This window comes from Escherichia sp. E2562, assembly GCF_005781075.1.
Classification (GTDB): Bacteria; Pseudomonadota; Gammaproteobacteria; order Enterobacterales; family Enterobacteriaceae; genus Escherichia.
This window is the reverse complement of sequence record NZ_VATM01000003.1, coordinates 62,742-79,278: the sequence shown is the minus strand read 5'-3', so window position 1 is coordinate 79,278 and position 16,537 is coordinate 62,742. Positions and strand designations below refer to the sequence as shown.

Annotated in this window: 18 protein-coding genes; 6 read left to right on the top strand and 12 right to left on the bottom strand. The window is 46.7% G+C overall.

Features of this window, described 5'->3' with window-relative positions; translation table 11 throughout:
- Nucleotides 1-98: 98 nt before the first annotated feature.
- The 4 genes from FEK43_RS04320 (at nucleotide 99) to FEK43_RS04305 (ending at nucleotide 3,620) form a co-directional block, all read left to right on the top strand.
- The gene (locus FEK43_RS04320) at nucleotides 99-1,025 is read left to right on the top strand and encodes an ABC transporter ATP-binding protein (protein WP_000150638.1); all 927 of its coding nucleotides are present in this window, start codon (nucleotides 99-101) and stop codon (nucleotides 1,023-1,025) included.
- Nucleotides 1,022-1,792 carry an ABC transporter permease gene (locus FEK43_RS04315; protein WP_064525104.1) on the top strand — a complete coding sequence of 257 codons (771 nt, stop codon included), beginning with the start codon at nucleotides 1,022-1,024 and terminating at the stop codon, nucleotides 1,790-1,792. The genes FEK43_RS04320 and FEK43_RS04315 overlap by 4 nt, the downstream gene beginning before the upstream one ends.
- A 104-nt stretch (nucleotides 1,793-1,896) precedes the next feature.
- The gene (locus tag FEK43_RS04310) at nucleotides 1,897-2,337 is read left to right on the top strand and encodes a PTS sugar transporter subunit IIA (protein WP_130260735.1); all 441 of its coding nucleotides are present in this window, start codon (nucleotides 1,897-1,899) and stop codon (nucleotides 2,335-2,337) included.
- 56 nt (nucleotides 2,338-2,393) lie between these two features.
- Entirely contained in the window at nucleotides 2,394-3,620 is a 1,227-nt protein-coding gene (locus FEK43_RS04305; protein ID WP_138158444.1) for a polysaccharide deacetylase family protein, read from the top strand.
- A gap of 3 nt (nucleotides 3,621-3,623) precedes the next feature.
- Here FEK43_RS04305 and panD read toward each other — a convergent pair whose 3' ends face one another.
- Nucleotides 3,624-4,004 (bottom strand): aspartate 1-decarboxylase, encoded by a 381-nt coding sequence (gene panD / locus FEK43_RS04300; RefSeq protein WP_000621508.1) that lies wholly within the window; start codon nucleotides 4,002-4,004, stop codon nucleotides 3,624-3,626.
- 273 nt (nucleotides 4,005-4,277) lie between these two features.
- Between panD and rpnC the strand changes: the two genes are divergently transcribed.
- Nucleotides 4,278-5,150 (top strand): recombination-promoting nuclease RpnC, encoded by an 873-nt coding sequence (rpnC, locus tag FEK43_RS04295; protein ID WP_135406062.1) that lies wholly within the window; start codon nucleotides 4,278-4,280, stop codon nucleotides 5,148-5,150.
- Between the two features lie 68 nt (nucleotides 5,151-5,218).
- Nucleotides 5,219-5,464, top strand: a complete 246-nt coding sequence (locus FEK43_RS04290; RefSeq protein WP_131161232.1) for a hypothetical protein — start codon at nucleotides 5,219-5,221, stop codon at nucleotides 5,462-5,464.
- Between the two features lie 70 nt (nucleotides 5,465-5,534).
- On the opposite strand, the gene panC is transcribed toward FEK43_RS04290, so the two are convergent.
- The 11 genes from panC to pcnB all read right to left on the bottom strand — a co-directional run bounded on the left by panC (nucleotide 5,535) and on the right by pcnB (nucleotide 16,537).
- Nucleotides 5,535-6,386, bottom strand: coding sequence for a pantoate--beta-alanine ligase (panC, locus tag FEK43_RS04285; RefSeq protein WP_131161231.1), 852 nt, complete (start codon nucleotides 6,384-6,386; stop codon nucleotides 5,535-5,537).
- Between the two features lie 11 nt (nucleotides 6,387-6,397).
- Nucleotides 6,398-7,192: a 3-methyl-2-oxobutanoate hydroxymethyltransferase gene (gene panB / locus FEK43_RS04280; protein WP_135406063.1), complete on the bottom strand. Its 795-nt coding sequence runs from the start codon at nucleotides 7,190-7,192 to the stop codon at nucleotides 6,398-6,400.
- A gap of 134 nt (nucleotides 7,193-7,326) precedes the next feature.
- On the bottom strand, nucleotides 7,327-8,457 hold the full coding sequence (locus FEK43_RS04275) for a fimbrial protein (RefSeq protein WP_135406064.1): 1,131 nt from the start codon (nucleotides 8,455-8,457) through the stop codon (nucleotides 7,327-7,329).
- Nucleotides 8,458-8,468: 11 nt separating this feature from the next.
- Entirely contained in the window at nucleotides 8,469-9,056 is a 588-nt protein-coding gene (locus FEK43_RS04270) for a fimbrial-like protein (RefSeq protein WP_138158442.1), read from the bottom strand.
- 20 nt (nucleotides 9,057-9,076) lie between these two features.
- Entirely contained in the window at nucleotides 9,077-9,679 is a 603-nt protein-coding gene (locus FEK43_RS04265; RefSeq protein WP_135406065.1) for a fimbrial protein, read from the bottom strand.
- A 14-nt stretch (nucleotides 9,680-9,693) separates the two neighbouring features.
- Complete coding sequence (locus FEK43_RS04260) at nucleotides 9,694-10,251, bottom strand: fimbrial protein (RefSeq protein ID WP_135406066.1); 558 nt, start codon at nucleotides 10,249-10,251, stop codon at nucleotides 9,694-9,696.
- A gap of 13 nt (nucleotides 10,252-10,264) precedes the next feature.
- Nucleotides 10,265-12,865, bottom strand: coding sequence for an outer membrane usher protein (locus FEK43_RS04255; RefSeq protein ID WP_135406067.1), 2,601 nt, complete (start codon nucleotides 12,863-12,865; stop codon nucleotides 10,265-10,267).
- Between the two features lie 40 nt (nucleotides 12,866-12,905).
- Complete coding sequence (locus FEK43_RS04250) at nucleotides 12,906-13,631, bottom strand: fimbrial chaperone (RefSeq protein WP_130260745.1); 726 nt, start codon at nucleotides 13,629-13,631, stop codon at nucleotides 12,906-12,908.
- Nucleotides 13,632-13,719: 88 nt separating this feature from the next.
- Nucleotides 13,720-14,316, bottom strand: coding sequence for a fimbrial protein (locus FEK43_RS04245; protein ID WP_138158440.1), 597 nt, complete (start codon nucleotides 14,314-14,316; stop codon nucleotides 13,720-13,722).
- A gap of 347 nt (nucleotides 14,317-14,663) precedes the next feature.
- Nucleotides 14,664-15,143 carry a 2-amino-4-hydroxy-6-hydroxymethyldihydropteridine diphosphokinase gene (gene folK, locus FEK43_RS04240; protein ID WP_130260747.1) on the bottom strand — a complete coding sequence of 160 codons (480 nt, stop codon included), beginning with the start codon at nucleotides 15,141-15,143 and terminating at the stop codon, nucleotides 14,664-14,666.
- The gene (gene pcnB / locus FEK43_RS04235; protein ID WP_205712960.1) at nucleotides 15,140-16,537 is read right to left on the bottom strand and encodes a polynucleotide adenylyltransferase PcnB; all 1,398 of its coding nucleotides are present in this window, start codon (nucleotides 16,535-16,537) and stop codon (nucleotides 15,140-15,142) included. Before pcnB ends, folK begins: the two co-directional genes overlap by 4 nt.

Genomic DNA, 16,537 nt, shown 5'->3' with positions numbered 1-16,537 from the left:
GACCTGTAACCAAATAATTACGTTTGGCTAATATAGGGCAACTCCGGGACGATTTAAACCACAGATAAAGTGTAAGAACGTAAGGTAAGTAAAAATTTATGACCATTGCACTGGAACTTCAACAGCTTAAAAAAACCTATCCAGGCGGCGTTCAGGCGCTTCGTGGGATAGATTTGCAAGTCGAAGCGGGTGATTTTTATGCGCTTCTCGGGCCGAACGGGGCCGGAAAATCAACCACTATCGGTATTATCAGCTCTCTGGTAAATAAAACCTCCGGGCGGGTCAGCGTATTTGGTTACGATCTTGAAAAAGATGTCGTCAACGCTAAACGTCAGTTAGGACTGGTGCCACAGGAATTTAACTTCAACCCGTTTGAAACCGTACAGCAAATTGTGGTGAATCAGGCGGGGTACTACGGTGTAGAGCGCAAAGAAGCGTACATTCGCAGCGAAAAGTATCTTAAACAACTCGATTTGTGGGGAAAACGTAACGAACGTGCGCGTATGTTATCTGGCGGTATGAAGCGCCGTTTAATGATCGCCCGTGCGTTAATGCATGAACCTAAACTGCTGATTCTGGACGAGCCAACGGCAGGCGTGGATATCGAACTTCGTCGCTCAATGTGGGGCTTTTTGAAGGATTTAAACGACAAAGGCACCACCATCATTCTTACCACGCATTACCTGGAAGAAGCAGAAATGCTGTGCCGCAATATCGGCATTATTCAGCACGGCGAACTGGTGGAAAATACCTCGATGAAGGCACTGCTGGCAAAGCTGAAATCAGAAACCTTTATTCTCGATCTCGCACCGAAAAGCCCGTTACCGAAGCTCGATGGCTATCAGTACCGACTGGTAGATACCGCCACGCTGGAAGTTGAAGTGCTGCGTGAGCAGGGGATCAACAGCGTATTCACGCAGTTAAGTGAGCAGGGCATTCAGGTATTAAGTATGCGTAACAAAGCTAACCGTCTGGAAGAGTTGTTTGTTTCACTGGTTAATGAAAAACAAGGAGATCGCACATGATGCATCTTTACTGGGTGGCGTTAAAAAGCATCTGGGCGAAAGAGATCCATCGCTTTATGCGTATCTGGATACAGACGCTGGTGCCACCGGTTATCACCATGACCCTTTACTTTATCATCTTCGGTAACCTGATTGGTTCGCGTATTGGCGATATGCATGGCTTCAGCTATATGCAGTTCATTGTTCCGGGGCTGATCATGATGTCGGTAATCACCAATGCCTACGCCAACGTCGCTTCATCATTTTTTGGCGCCAAGTTCCAGCGTAATATTGAAGAACTGCTGGTCGCTCCGGTTCCGACTCACGTCATTATTGCCGGATATGTCGGCGGTGGCGTAGCGCGCGGACTGCTTGTTGGTATGCTGGTGACAGCAATTTCGCTGTTCTTTGTACCGTTTCAGGTGCATTCGTGGGTATTTGTCGCTTTAACGCTGGTGCTCACGGCGGTGTTGTTCTCTCTTGCCGGATTGCTTAATGGGGTGTTTGCCAAAACGTTTGATGACATCAGCCTGGTACCAACCTTTGTGTTAACGCCACTCACGTATTTGGGCGGGGTGTTTTACTCACTGACCTTGTTGCCACCGTTCTGGCAGGGGCTGTCGCATCTCAACCCAATCGTTTATATGATCAGTGGATTCCGCTACGGCTTCCTCGGCATTAATGATGTGCCGCTGGTTACTACTTTTGGTGTGCTGGTTATTTTTATTATTGCGTTTTATCTGATCTGCTGGTCGCTGATCCAGCGCGGACGCGGTCTGCGCAGCTAAGGCTAGTTCCTCTCCTCTGGATTCGGGGGAGAGGAGTTTTGACGACTATCACCCTTTATCAACAATGGTCAGGGTAGACTGATTTTCAGCTAAGGAGGAAGGTAATGTTAGGTTGGGTAATTACCTGTCACGACGACCGGGCGCAAGAGATGTTGGATGCGCTGGAAAAAAAACATGGCGCACTTATCCAGTGCCGGGCGGTGAATTTCTGGCGCGGATTAAGTTCCAATATGCTCAGCCGCATGATGTGCGATGCTCTGCATGAAACAGATTCTGGCGATGGGGTTATCTTTTTAACCGATATTGCAGGTGCTGCGCCTTATCGTGTTGCATCGTTATTAAGCCACAAACATTCCCGTTGCGAAGTGATTTCTGGTGTCACGTTACTGTTAATTGAGCAGATGCTGGCCTACCGTGAAACGTTATCCAGTGCGGAGTTTCGCGAGCGAATTGTCGAACTGGGTGGGCCTGAAGTCAGTAGTCTCTGGCACCAACAACAAAAAAATCCCCCCTTTGTCCTCAAGCATAATTGGTTCGAGTATTAAATCGCATTCCGATTTTGCTACACTAACGGCGCTGTTTCTCGCCTGGTAGTTTTCTCATGATTAAAAAGATTATTTTTTTACTGCTGCTGGTTTCATCTGGTGTCGGCGCAGCGCTTCCCGCGCGTTATATGCAAACCACTCAGGATGCAGCTATCTGGGGAAAAATTGGCGACAAAACGGTAACCGTCGGCAACATTCGCGCCGGGCAGATTATTTCGGTCATCCCAACCGCTGCCGATTATTATGAATTCAATTTTGGTTTTGCTACGGGGTATATTGATAAAGGGCATCTGGAACCTGTACAAGGGCGGCAAAAAGTTGAAGATGGTCTGGGGGATCTGAATAAGCCACTGAGTAACCAAAATCTTATTACATGGAAAGATACTCCGATATACAACGCGCCTGATGCGGGTAGTGCGCCATTTGGCGTGTTGGCCGATAATTTGCGTTATCCCATTATTAATAAATTAAAAGATCGCCTGAATCAAACCTGGTATCAAATTCGTATTGGCGAACGACTGGCCTATATCAGTGCACTGGATGCGCAGCAGGATAACGGTATTCCTGTATTGACCTACCATCATATTTTACGCGATGAAGAGAACACCCGTTTTCGTCATACTTCGACTACGACGTCGGTGCGAGCTTTCAATAACCAGATGACCTGGTTGCGCGATCGTGGATATACCACGTTAACCTTGTATCAACTGGAAGGGTATCTGCGTAATTCGATAAATCTTCCGGCTCGCGCGGTGGTGCTGACGTTTGATGATGGCTTGAAATCAGTGAGTCGTTATGCATATCCCATTCTGAAACAATATGGCATGAAGGCGACGGCGTTTATTATTACCTCTCGCATCAAACGTCATCCACAGAAATGGAATCCGCAGTCATTACAGTTTATGAGTGTTTCTGAACTGCGTGATGTCAGCGATGTTTTTGATTTCCAGTCGCATACGCATTTTTTACATCGGGTTGATGGTTATCGCCGACCCATATTACTCAGCCGCAGTGAGCATAATATTCTGTTTGATTTCGAACGCTCTCGCCGGGCGCTAAACCAATTTAATCCTCGAGTCTTGTATCTTTCGTATCCATTTGGTGGATTTAATGACAAAGCGGTAACGGCGGCAAATGAAGCTGGATTTCATCTGGCGGTGACCACCATGAAAGGTAAAGTAAAACCGGGGGATAATCCGTATTTATTAAAGCGGCTGTATATTTTAAGGACAGATTCGCTGGAGACGATGTCGCGGCTGGTGAGTAACCAGCCGCAGGGGTGATTATCAGGCAACCTGTACCGGAATCGCTTTCGCGGTACGTTTCATTTCATTGTCGCCTTCAAAGTAGGCAACGTTGGGGCGCCAGGTACGGGCTTCTGCATCTGGCATAGTGACGAAGCTGGCGATGATGACAATATCGCCGACGCTGGCACAGTGGGCCGCCGCACCGTTGACAGAAATAATTCTCGAACCGCGTTCTGCCGCGATGGCATAGGTGGAGAAACGCTTGCCGTTGGTAACATTCCAGATATCAATGGCTTCGTTTTCGAGAATACCGGCTGCGTCAAGAAAATCCTGGTCAATGGCGCAAGAACCTTCATAGTGCAGGTCCGCATGAGTCACTTTCACGCGGTGGAGTTTGCCCTGCAGCATCGTGCGAATCATAACTTCTACCTTTCTACCCTGTCGTTAACGAAGCAGGCGATGCCTGCTTTGAGGAAATTCTCACGCAGTATTGCCCGATTTTTGATAAGTGTCTACTGATCTGGTGGCATTTGCACCAGCAGTTTGCGTACCGCGCCGAAGCTTGCCATGTAACGCCTGTAACCAATTGAAATTTCTCTGAACGCTACTCGGTAAACAACAAAGAGGCAGCAGACGACAGCGCATATTGGCCGGATACTTCCTTCACACAGGGCAACATGGAAGGCAGGGAAGATGGACGCACCGAGTACCACACCGCATGACGCGGTATTTAAACAATTATTAATGCATGCGGAGACGGCTCGCGACTTTCTGGAGATACATTTGCCAGTGGAATTACGCGAACTGTGTGATCTCGACACGCTGCATCTTGAGTCGGGGAGTTTCATTGAAGAGAGCCTGAAAGGACATAGCACGGACGTGCTCTATTCCGTGCAAATGCAGGGCAATCTTGGTTATCTGCACGTTGTGATTGAGCATCAAAGCAAGCCGGATAAGAAAATGGCCTTTCGCATGATGCGCTATTCGATTGCTGCCATGCACCGGCATCTGGAGGCGGATCACGATAAGCTGCCGCTGGTGGTGCCAATTCTGTTTTATCAGGGCGAGGCCACACCTTATCCACTCTCAATGTGCTGGTTTGATATGTTTTACTCACCGGAGCTGGCGCGACGCGTCTATAACAGTCCATTCCCGCTGGTGGACATCACCATCACACCGGATGACGAAATCATGCAACATCGGCGGATTGCGATTCTCGAACTGCTGCAAAAACATATTCGCCAGCGCGACTTAATGTTATTGCTGGAGCAACTGGTCACGCTGATTGACGAAGGGTACACTAGCGGAAGTCAGTTAGTTGCCATGCAAAACTATATGCTGCAACGCGGTCATACTGAACAAGCGGATTTGTTTTACGGTGTGGTGAGAGACAGGGAAACAGGAGGGGAGTCTATGATGACGTTGGCGCAGTGGTTTGAAGAGAAGGGAAGGCAGGAGGAAAGGCAGGAATTCGCCCAGCGTCTTTTGAGTAAAGGGATGTCTCGAGAAGACGTTGCAGAGATGGCAAATTTACCTCTTGCTGAGCTTGATAAGCTGATTAACTAAGTTATCTGCATTATCAGTTTTAGCCAGATAATTGTTATTGTTAACTGACCAGATAATTAAGGGAATCTATGGACATAAAGACACGGAGAGAAACCAGGCAGACGTTGGCGCAGTGGTTTGAAGAGAAGGGATTTCAGAAGGCGTATCAGGAGGCGTTTCAGAAGGGATATCAAGAGGGATATCAAGAGGGACTCCAGGAGGTAAGACAGGAATGCGCCCAACGTCTTCTGAGGAAAGGAATACTTCGTGAGGATGTTGCAGAGTTGGCAAATTTATCTCTTGCAGAGGTTGATAAGCTAATTAGCCTTAATTAAGTTACCTGTGTTATGACAGTTGACGTGGCAATGAATAACTGGCGCCATCAGCTGTAGCGCCAGTTAAGTATTACGCCAGCTCGATCATTTTGTTGTCGATCAGGCGAGCATCGCCAAGCCAGGCGGCTACCAGAATTACTGCCCGTTTGCTGTTTTCAGAGACTTCCAGCAGCGTGTCGGCATCGCGAATCTGAATATCATCAGCGCGGAAGCCTTTTTCATTCAGTTCTTGCCCTGCAATGGCAATAATCTCATCGAGATCCCGCTCTCCAGCCTGCAATTTGTCGGCAATCGAACTTAAAACTTTGTACAGACCGGGCGCAATTTTGCGTTGTTCCGCCGTCAGATAACCGTTACGGGAACTCAGCGCCAGACCGTCTTTCGCGCGCATAATCGGTACGCCGACAATCTCAATATCGAAGCCCATATCAGCAACCATTTTGCGTATCAGCGCCAGTTGCTGAAAGTCCTTTTCGCCGAAGCAGGCGATGTCCGGCTGAACCAGGTTAAACAGCTTGCTGACGATGGTCGACACGCCGCGAAAATGTCCCGGACGGCTGGCACCTTCCAGCATGGTCGAAAGGCCAGGAACATCAACATAGGTGTGGGTTTCGGTACCGTTCGGGTAGATCTCTTTTACCGAGGGCGCGAAAACCAGATCGACTTTGCGCTTGTTCAGTTTTTCGCAGTCTTCTTGCAAAGTGCGTGGATAGCGAGCCAGATCTTCCGGGCGGTCGAACTGCATCGGGTTAACGAAAATGCTGACGACTACCACATCGGCGCGGGCTTTGGCTTCGTCGACCAGTTTCATATGGCCATCGTGCAGGTTACCCATGGTTGGCACCAGCGCCACGCGCTTACCTTCCATACGCAGGCGGCGAATTTGCTGACGCAGCAGCGGCAGGGTTTCGATAATTAACACAACGTGACTCCTTAATGGAAACTGTGTTCTTCGCCCGGATAAACGCCGGACTCCACTTCAGCCATATACTGCCGCACAGCCGCGCGGATGTCGCCCGTTTCAGCGAGGAAATTTTTAGCGAATTTAGGAATGTGACCGCCGGTAATGCCAAAGGCGTCGTGCATCACGAGGATCTGCCCGTCGGTGACGTTGCCTGCGCCAATACCAATAACCGGGATCGCCAGTGCATCGGTAATGCGTTTTGCCAGCTCAACCGGCACACATTCCAGCACCAGCAGTTGTGCACCAGCGGCTTCTAAGGCTAATGCATCGCTGAGCAGTCGATCGCCCGCTTCATCGCCGCGCCCCTGTACTTTGTAGCCGCCGAAAATATTCACTGACTGCGGCGTTAAACCTAAGTGACCACATACAGGAACTGCGCGCTCGGTAAGCATTTGTACCGTTTCAACAAGCCACTCACCGCCTTCAATTTTGACCATATTGGCACCGGCACGCATAACCGTTGCGGCGTTTTCAAAGGCTTGTTCCGGCGTGGCATACGCCATAAACGGCAGGTCAGCCAACAGCAGGCAGTTTGGCGCGCCGCGACGTACCGCAGCGGTATGGTAGGCGATATCAGCAACGGTAACTGGCAGGGTGGAGTCATGCCCCTGAACCGTCATGCCCAGTGAGTCGCCTACCAGCATGACGTTAAGTCCTTCATCAGCAAAAAGTTTCGCGAAGCTGTAGTCGTAAGCGGTAATGGTCGCGAAACGTTTTTTTTCCTGTTTGTACTTCTGCAGTAAGGAGATGGTGGTCGGTTTCATAACGTATCCTGATGGCTAAAGTTAGATCCATTCGCATTCTAGCAGTCGATATCAGGCGGGCAATGGTTTTTAGTGTTATGAGGATATTCGCACCAGTGCAGAGTTCTGGTGCGAAATGGGGAGAAATCGCTTAATTATTCATAGGAAAAAGAGAAGGTTGCTTTACCCGTAAAATCACCCACGTCAACAACCCCACTTCCTCCATCTTTTACTAACTGTGCAGTGAAAGGAAAATACAGAAGATTGTTAGACCAGTTAGTGTAATTAAGAACCACAGCGTTGCTACCATCAGCATTTAATTGAAGTTTATTGTCATTGGCGGTCGAATAAATTTTGACACCAACTCCAGTTGCTGAGCCGGATGATTTTCCTATCAGTTTTTTATCAGGAGCCGCATTTTTCGCATTCAATTTAACAGTAATTTTGTTTGCGTAACAGAAATCTCCACGAATGGAAAAGGGTACTTCTCTGGTAATACCCTCGTTAATTTCAGAAATATATGAATCTCCTAAACTAACTTCATTGCCTTTAATATTTCCTTTTGTTGGATCCAACGCAATAGTAGTACAGGTAGGCTCTTCTACAGTAAAGTTTAATGAATCACTTTGCATAAGAAACCGAATTGTTGGTTGGAAACTAGGACCAATACGCCATAGGGCAATCGGTCCCGGCATAATCTTTCCACTGGAAACACCTTCCTGGGGTTTAAACTCAGGCGTATAATAGAGACGAAAACGTAGTGACCAATTATAATCGGTATCTGCCCACACCCACCAAACATCAGGGTTTGGTGTAAAGTTATCCTCTCCAGAAGGCAGGAGACGTAAATCAAGATTGATATTCGGTTTTTCACGTTGACCACAATTTGTACAGAGTAATTCTACTGAGTATGCAATCCCTTGAACAGTGGTTTTTAATAATGCAGCACCAACTTCATTAACATACCCCGTTTGCAAAGTGGCATCTGCAACATCAATAAAATGCACTGACTCATCACCAGCTGAGACTGCTTTACAGCCAATGCCTCCTCCTCTAAGAACAATAGGCACATCCCAGACCCCATCAGCCATTTCTGAAACGGAAGTTACCTGTTTCGTTACGACGTGATAGATTGAAGGGGAGATATCCATCGTATAATCCCCATTAGAACCATTTTCTATATAACACTCGGCCCCAGTATCAGCAAAAACATACCCAGAAAATATCAAAAAAAGAAGTATTGCATGGCATAGTTGAAGTAATGGATTGTTATTGTTTCTTTGCATAATGATCCTTATTATTCGTAATAAACGTTAACGACGACCTGACTTCTCACCATACCCGCTGTCGGGGGAGTGGTATCATCAATGCGCTGCATACGGGAATAAAACGTCCAGATTGATGGAATCACTTGATTTGACTGAATTGAATAAATGGCTTTTGATTTTCCGTCCGTACCCCGAACGTTGAATGTCTGTTCATTGGGTTGTGCTGAAAAAATAACAACGCCAACATTTTTTGCCCCGGTAGATTGCAACTCATATTCATTGCTAAAAACCTGATTATTTACCGAAGCAAAAGCCCCAACTTGTGGTTGAAAATCTAGTTTAATTTGCGACTGTGTGGTTTGTAGATTATCACAGGAAATAACTTTAACGGTGAATGTCTTGCCACCGGCATAGTCAGTTTCTGGTGTCACATTGTCGGAAAAATAGTCCAGTGTCACGGTGCCGAGATCGACAATATTATTGTCTACTGTCACCTGACAGGTACTGGAGACGATCTGTGCTGTGAGATCTACATCCTGACCTGCACTGCAAAAAGGAGCGCAGAGGGCTGTTGTCAGCCCTAAATAAAGTGCGAAATTATTATGCCTATTAAGCATTATAATATCCTTATCCATTGTTACTGATAAGTGATAGTAAAGGTCGCTGGAGAGAGGAAATCTCCAGGAGTGACATTTGCTACTGGCCCATTATCAGCAATAACCATTCGGGCACTTAAAATATAATCATAAGGTTTTGTCATGGTGGCAGTAGAAAGATCGGCTGTCAGGGCATTGGCACTAAAACAATTGAACGGCTCACTACCAGATCCCTCAGGAATATTGCTTGTCCATACTTCAACGGCAGCATTTGTTGCCGGACCATTGCTGGATTTATTGGCAAACGCAGCTGTGTTAGCTCCACTGCCTGCGCACCCTGGTGTCCTCGGGGTTAATTTTACTTTAGCACTTTTCCCTGGAATACCAGCACAACCGCTGAAACGAATTTTGAATACTTTAACTTTGCTTTTTGCGTAAAGTTCAGAAATATAAACATCACCAAATGCAATTGTAGATATAGAATTATTACTCGCATCAAGCAAGGTAGTGGTACAAGTACCCATCGTGATTTCACTATTTACTGTCAGGGAGGCTGAAGGCGTACCAGCCTCAGCGACATTTACAAAAGTAACGCCACTAACGATAACAGTACCAATCATTGTAGCTATAATTTTTATTTTCATGGTTGCGGTTCCTGTTATTCGTAGGTGAAGTTGAAGGTGGCCTTAGCCCGAAAAGTACCGGTATTCCCCATTCCTGCTGTAGTTTCGCGTAGCGCAACAGTAAGAGGTAGGCCATTGGCTTTATTGTCCGCTGACCATTCAATACTGAATGTATTATTTGGTGTTATAAAGGCAGAATCTGCGGTATCCCTGAGTTTGATGCCCATACCTATATTGGCTGCCGCTGAGGTGGTCGCTTCATTTTTTATTAATTTACCTGAAATTGATGCGCCCGATAGTTTTGTGTAAATCTTTTGATAACCGCTACTACATCCCGAAGCCACTAACTTAAAGTTGGCTTGTGCTAGTGTATTACCGGTGACTATTTTATCCAATCCAACGCTGGCAATAGTCAGACTATAATTATCGCCACCATCAGCATTAACTTTGGGGCCACCATCTTGAACGATAGTAATCGTACATGTAGTGGCTAATATGTTTGCAGTAAAATCGACATCAAGCCCATCTGCCGCAAAACTTATAGTAGGTAATCCAAAGCCTATTAGTACGGATGTTTTTAATATCCTTCTCATAAAATATTCCATATTAGTGGTTAGCCAACTGGCAGGTTAGATTATTCAATAATAAAGTATTGGTACTACCCAGCGTTTGCGGTTGTGCCGGGACGCGATACGGTAATTTGCAATCGATGGTGTGATTATTTTCAAACCAGCGCACAATTAATTCTCCGCTATCATTAATTCCGCGGACAAATGCCTGGCCACCCTGACCCATACTGCCGATCATTATGTCATCCTGGTAAACTTCTGCTGCAAACGGAATAGATTTTCCATTATTAGTGATGATATTTAATACGGCAGAACGCCCCTGATCCGTTTCAAAACTGGTCAGGATAATAGAACCACTGCGTGGAATTGTGGTGGCGCTGGTACTTTTAAGTTCTACGTCATTTTCCATTGTTTCAATATTCAGACCTACCTGGTTTTCCCGGTATGGGCTGACAGAAGACGTAATGGCATACCCCCAGCGATCAATTTCATCATTACTGTTATTAACTCGCGCACCCTTAGCACCCGGTGCTTTAATAACAACCAATGTGTCATTGCTGCTGAAACTATTATTGGTGTATGTCAGGCCACCACTGTGCAACACAAATCCACCATCGGTGCTAATTGAATATTGTTGATTATTGTCGCTGGTGGCAGACGCCGATGCGGAAATCCCTCCCCATGCAGACTCATAGCTGAGGTATCCCCCCAAAGAGGCAACATCACCGGATGCATTATCCAGACTATATCCGGTATTAACGCTGTAGCTCATTAAATGGTCTTCGCTGCTACCAGAACTACTGACGTTCATTTGATGAGAACCATTAAAGTCGGTATTGACCTGAGTATTCAGATTGCGAAAACCAGATGCACGACGTTTGCCACCAAAAATATTCTCCAGTGGAACACTTACGTTCAGGTACATTGCGTCGTCTTTATCGCCATCAGCATTCCAGCTACGTTGCAAGTTGACGCTGAAACTTCCCCACGGGACACTTTTACTGTAGCCCACGTTATATTCAGTGTGGTTATTGGCAGCGGCCCAATAATCTGTCCAGCTACCAGATAAATAGAGTGAACCGTAGTCTTCATAAGCAATATTCAGTGGCTGGTTTATACTGATGGTAAACTGATTTTTCATCCGCGAATAATTTCGCATGGTATTTTTATCTTCATCACCAGATGAATGATTTGCATCATCGATTAATGTCAAGGCATCATGCAGACCAAGATAATTCTGTGTGGAGTAACGATAGGCAGCAAGGTTAAATGAAGTGCCTGTTCCCTCGAAGAGTTTATTCCAGGTGATACGATAACTTTGCCCCTGATAGGTTTTATCATCGGGGATATCGGTACGGGAGTGAGTTACGTCTACTGCAAAAGCACCAATACCCGTATTGATCCCCAGGCCCAATAATCCGGCGATATAATCATTGTCAGTAACTTGTACTCCGGTATAGCCCGTTAACAGGTTATTAATACCATAGTAAAACGATGCCTGCGCCATGTTGGGTTCATGGTACAGGTTGTCATCAATGACCTGACCAGCACTGAAATCCCAACGTCCGACTCCTGGACGTTGCATCTGTACAACGGAGGAGAACGGTTGAGTAAATGAACGCGTAGAGCCATCGGCCTCTTCAATGGTGACAACCAGTTCACTACCAAACCCGGACGGGCTAATATCATCAATGGTGAATGCACCAGGCGGAACGGTTGCCTCATAGATTTTATACCCGTTCTGGGTAATGGTGACTTTAGCGTTAGTGTTAGCTACACCGCGGATAGTTGGTGCATAGCTGGCTAATACGGAGGGCAGCATACGGCTGTCACTGTAAAGGCGTAACCCGCGCACATTGACTGAGTCAAAAGTTTCACCGGTAGTGTAGGCATCACCAAGAATTATCTGTGAACGGATCGCTGGGATGTCGCGCTGAAGGTAACGATCCTGAAAATCAAAGTTGCTTCCGCCATCTTTTGACCAGTTATAGTTGCCGCGTGCGCGCAGATGCCAGGCACCTAAATTAATGCCAGAATTGAATGCGCCATAGATACTGTCTCTGTCTCGATTATCTGAATCGGTGTGGTACATGTTCAGTGAATAGGAGAGCATGGCAGCGTTTATCCCTGATTCCCACAAAGAAGGATCGACGTAACCGCCATAGCTTTTATACACATAAGCCTGAGGAACGGAGAGCTCCAGAAATTGCTCCCCACCGTCATAACGGATCTCTGCCTGATCAATTGATTTTACCAGATCCAGACAATCTCCTTCTTCGCCCTCTCTGGCTAGCAGGGTAACAGGTTGTTCTGGTTGCTTAATGTGCATCTGTGCAAGATTTTTACGGGTAATACAGGCAGCAGCGCTATTTTCACCAATATCAACAAAGGGCAGCTCTAAACTAGCGACAGATTTTTCATTTACAAATACACGGACGTTATAAACACCCGGTGGTGTTGGGTTTCCTTGTGTGTAACGTTTCACATCGATTGTTGATGATCCTGCTCCCATCAAAAACGAACTGTCATACTCTACACTTTCTGTTGCCGCGCCATTACCGCTATAGAACAAGGCGCAGCAGGCAGCTAGTATCGTCTTTTTCGGGGCACGGTTTTTATGATGAGTAAGCTTATACAAGATTGCATTCCTGGCGATATAAAAAGAATCCGTTTGGTTATTAGAGTGATGCAGAACCATCAATATTGCCGCCATAGTCATTGATGGCTTTGTAGACTATTTTTCCTGATGACACGTTACCTGCCAGCCCGGTAACGGCGAAGCTAGCCTGACTAAAAGGAGCGACCATGCTGGAGTCTACGGTGTAGGTTTTGCCGCCGCTCTCCAGAGTGGTATCGTTGAATGAAACGTAGTAAGGCGTTGGGTTATTTACCTGTACCTGTGCGTTGCTTAACTTCCATGTCAGTTTTGCGGGCGCTTCGGCTGGTTCACCCTGTAAGCCACTGGGGCGATAAAAGAGTTTGATGCGGGTACGGAAAGCTAGTTGTAATAAGTTTTTGTCAGACTCTGCATCTTTTGGTTTAGGCGGTACTTCCAGCACGTTAAACCAGAAAACACTTTCTCTGTCCGCAGGAAGTGTTGTTGCCCCGGTAAACATCACTTTTACTGTTTGTCCGCGTTTGGGTTCAACACGTGAAACTGGCGGTGTGGCGGTAAACGGTACTTTGATTTGGCTGGGATCTGCATTGTCGTCACCTGTATCCAGCCAGTTTTGAATTAATAAAGGACGATTTCCTTTGTTTTCCAGGCGAACGTTAACATCTTTTTTATCAGCGTTATAAATGATACGCGTACCGGAAATAATAATATCGGCAAATACTGGAGTACTGGCTAAGAGAGTACTCATAAATAATGCACTAACGGTTTTTTTTACGAAGGGAAACATAAGCACTCCTTGCCTCAATGTAGGTATACACATAAGAGAAAAATAAGGTTTGCCTTTCAGGCAAACCTTATACTCAGATAATGAACTATTACTGGTAAGTAATGGTGTACAAGGCATTAGTGGTAACGTGACCTGCAGTAACATCCTGGCTGTTCGGCGCTTTTACATAGGAAGCATTGAGCTTGTACTGACCATCACCTTCTGAATCTAAATTCAGCAGGTGTTTTTCAGCAGAATTGTTCATGTTGACCAGTTTAGTATCAGCGCTACCATCCTGTTTTTGCATATTATGCACAGCAATATTGACGTTTTTTGACGGCTGAATACCGTTAACAGTCACGTTCATATTGTTATTCAGTGTACCACTTGTGTTTGCGTAGCTGGCTGAACCCATGGTTAAAGCTGCGACATTGACAGTGCCTGGTGCACAATCAACGGTAATCATAAATTCTTTAGGCAGTAAACCAACGGTGTTTGCACTTACTTCTGCAAACGTATCGCTGACGTTAGCAGTATCCAGCGTAACTACGCCATCGGTAGTGATGCTGTGTTTGCCTTCATCAACAACACCGACTTTACAGGTTCCGGATTGCACCAGACCGTTAAAATCGATATGACCACCATCTACAGCCAGTGCAGATCCTGAAGTGAAAACCAGAGTGGCCGCGAGAAGTGCTTTTTTCATTACATGTATCCTTACAAAAAATATTAGTTAATGTAGCTGGCGGATAATACTGATTATGTGGTTGTTATGTAAGAGGGGGGTGATTATTATTTGGTTGAATGTATTTATTTAATTTATTGGTTTGTTTGTTTTAATTGATTTTTTAGTGAAATGTAATTGAATTTATTTGTTTTTTGTATGATTAATGATGTCAAGTTAGATAATTTGAAAGGTGATTGTAGAATAATTAATGTGGGAAAATTCAAGTTTATGTTTATGATAAGAAATAATTTCTTTTGGGAAGGGATGGTATATCTACTATCATCAACTACTTTTTGTAGTTTATTTGTAAATATAAATTATTCAAATTACCAGATTGCAGGTTGTGAAGTGTTCAGAATATTAAGTATATTTTGCAACGATGCGCCATCAGGAAAAACCAGCTCCGGCGCAATCTCAAACAGCGGCCACAGCATAAATCCACGATTTTTCATATCGTAGTGCGGAACGGTGAGTCGTTCGGTATTAATCGTTTCATTACCGAATAACATAATGTCGAGGTCCAGCGTGCGTGGCCCCCAGCGTTCAGCTTTGCGGACGCGACCTTGCTGCAACTCAATACGCTGTGTGTGATTGAGTAACTCTTCAGGGGCAAGAGCGGTTTCCAGCGCTACGGCTGCGTTTAAGTAATCGGGTTGATCTTGCGGCCCCAGCGGTGGGGTACGGTAAAACGAAGAAACGGCAAGAATGCGGCTTTCCGGAATGTCACCTAATGCTTTCACGGCAGCATTGACCTGCTCCAGCGGAGAGGCCAGATTGCTGCCTATGGCAATATACGCCACCGTCATGCGGTACCCTCGCGACGCGGCGCGCGTTTGCGCGGACGGCGAGTACGACGGCGCGGTGCTGGATCTTCATCCAGCTCGTTGAGCATCCCTTTTTGGTCTGGTGGCGCAGAAACCTGGAACTCACCCCACCATTTCGCCAGACGTTGCAGCTCGGCGTTGCGTTCCACTTCAGCACGCAGGGACAGCAGGTCGTAGGCGGCGCGGAATTTCGGATGCTCCAGCAGTTTCCATGCCCGTTTGCCCTGACGACGGGACATACGCAGCTGCAACTGCCAGATATCGCGAGTTAGCGTAGTCAGACGTTTCGGGATTGCCAGTGAACGGCAGGCTTCGTCCAGCACGTCGTTCATCGCCAGCGCGAAAGCGTCGTGATAGGTCAGGCCGCTTTCCTGAGCAATTTTCTGCGCTGTTTCCAGCAGTGGATACCAGAACATGGCGGCAAACAAAAACGCCGGGTTAACGCGCATATCGTTATGAATACGCGTATCGGTATTCTTCAGTACCTGCTCAATGATCCGCTCCATTGGGCTGTCGCCATTTTCCGTGAAGTAACGGGTAATGGTCGGGAACAGCGGCTGGAACAGATTATATTCACACAGCAGTTTATAGGTTTCGTAACCGTAGCCCGCTTGCAACAGTTTAAGAGACTCTTCAAACAGGCGTGCTGGCGGAATATCGTTGAGCAGAGTAGCAAGGCGTGGGATCGGCTCGGCAGTTTCTGGGCTGATGCGCATCCCCAGTTTCGCGGCAAAACGTACTGCGCGCAGCATACGTACCGGATCTTCACGGTAGCGCGTTTCCGGGTTCCCAATCAGGCGGATAACACCGTCTTTCAGATCCTGCATGCCACCAACGTAATCACGGACGGTAAAATCCGCGACGCTGTAATACAGACTATTAATAGTGAAATCGCGGCGCTGGGCGTCTTCTTCGATGGAGCCGAAAATGTTGTCGCGTAGCAACATGCCGTTTTGCCCGCGCTGAGAAGTCGTGCGGTCGCTGACATTGCCTTCGTGGTGACCTCGGAAGGTGGCGACTTCGATAATTTCCGGGCCAAACATCACATGAGCTAGACGGAAACGGCGACCTACCAGGCGGCAGTTACGGAACAGTTTGCGCACCTGCTCAGGCGTGGCGTTGGTGGTCACGTCAAAATCTTTCGGCTTTTTGCCAAGTAACAGGTCGCGTACGCCGCCGCCAACCAGCCAGGCTTCGTATCCCGCTTTATTGAGCCTGTACATTACCTTCAGGGCATTTTCACTGATATCTTTGCGGGAAATAGCATGCTGCTCGCGCGGGATCACCGTCACCTGTGGACGGGCGACTGCCTGTTCAGCTTCGCTCTCCTCGCGGCTCAACACCTTGCGGCAAAAATTAGCGACTCGGGTAAAAAT

Excerpts from the sequence above, each read along its gene's own strand:
- rpnC (WP_135406062.1), top strand. The coding sequence starts at position 4,278 with ATGGACGCACCGAGTACCACACCGCATGACGCGGTATTTAAACAATTA.
- FEK43_RS04290 (WP_131161232.1), top strand. The coding sequence starts at position 5,219 with ATGGACATAAAGACACGGAGAGAAACCAGGCAGACGTTGGCGCAGTGG.
- folK (WP_130260747.1), bottom strand. The coding sequence starts at position 15,143 with ATGACGGTGGCGTATATTGCCATAGGCAGCAATCTGGCCTCTCCGCTG.
- FEK43_RS04315 (WP_064525104.1), top strand. The coding sequence starts at position 1,022 with ATGATGCATCTTTACTGGGTGGCGTTAAAAAGCATCTGGGCGAAAGAG.
- FEK43_RS04275 (WP_135406064.1), bottom strand. The coding sequence starts at position 8,457 with ATGCAAAGAAACAATAACAATCCATTACTTCAACTATGCCATGCAATA.
- FEK43_RS04270 (WP_138158442.1), bottom strand. The coding sequence starts at position 9,056 with ATGCTTAATAGGCATAATAATTTCGCACTTTATTTAGGGCTGACAACA.
- FEK43_RS04310 (WP_130260735.1), top strand. The coding sequence starts at position 1,897 with ATGTTAGGTTGGGTAATTACCTGTCACGACGACCGGGCGCAAGAGATG.
- FEK43_RS04260 (WP_135406066.1), bottom strand. The coding sequence starts at position 10,251 with ATGAGAAGGATATTAAAAACATCCGTACTAATAGGCTTTGGATTACCT.
- FEK43_RS04265 (WP_135406065.1), bottom strand. The coding sequence starts at position 9,679 with ATGAAAATAAAAATTATAGCTACAATGATTGGTACTGTTATCGTTAGT.
- FEK43_RS04320 (WP_000150638.1), top strand. The coding sequence starts at position 99 with ATGACCATTGCACTGGAACTTCAACAGCTTAAAAAAACCTATCCAGGC.
- panD (WP_000621508.1), bottom strand. The coding sequence starts at position 4,004 with ATGATTCGCACGATGCTGCAGGGCAAACTCCACCGCGTGAAAGTGACT.
- FEK43_RS04245 (WP_138158440.1), bottom strand. The coding sequence starts at position 14,316 with ATGAAAAAAGCACTTCTCGCGGCCACTCTGGTTTTCACTTCAGGATCT.
- FEK43_RS04250 (WP_130260745.1), bottom strand. The coding sequence starts at position 13,631 with ATGTTTCCCTTCGTAAAAAAAACCGTTAGTGCATTATTTATGAGTACT.
- panB (WP_135406063.1), bottom strand. The coding sequence starts at position 7,192 with ATGAAACCGACCACCATCTCCTTACTGCAGAAGTACAAACAGGAAAAA.
- FEK43_RS04305 (WP_138158444.1), top strand. The coding sequence starts at position 2,394 with ATGATTAAAAAGATTATTTTTTTACTGCTGCTGGTTTCATCTGGTGTC.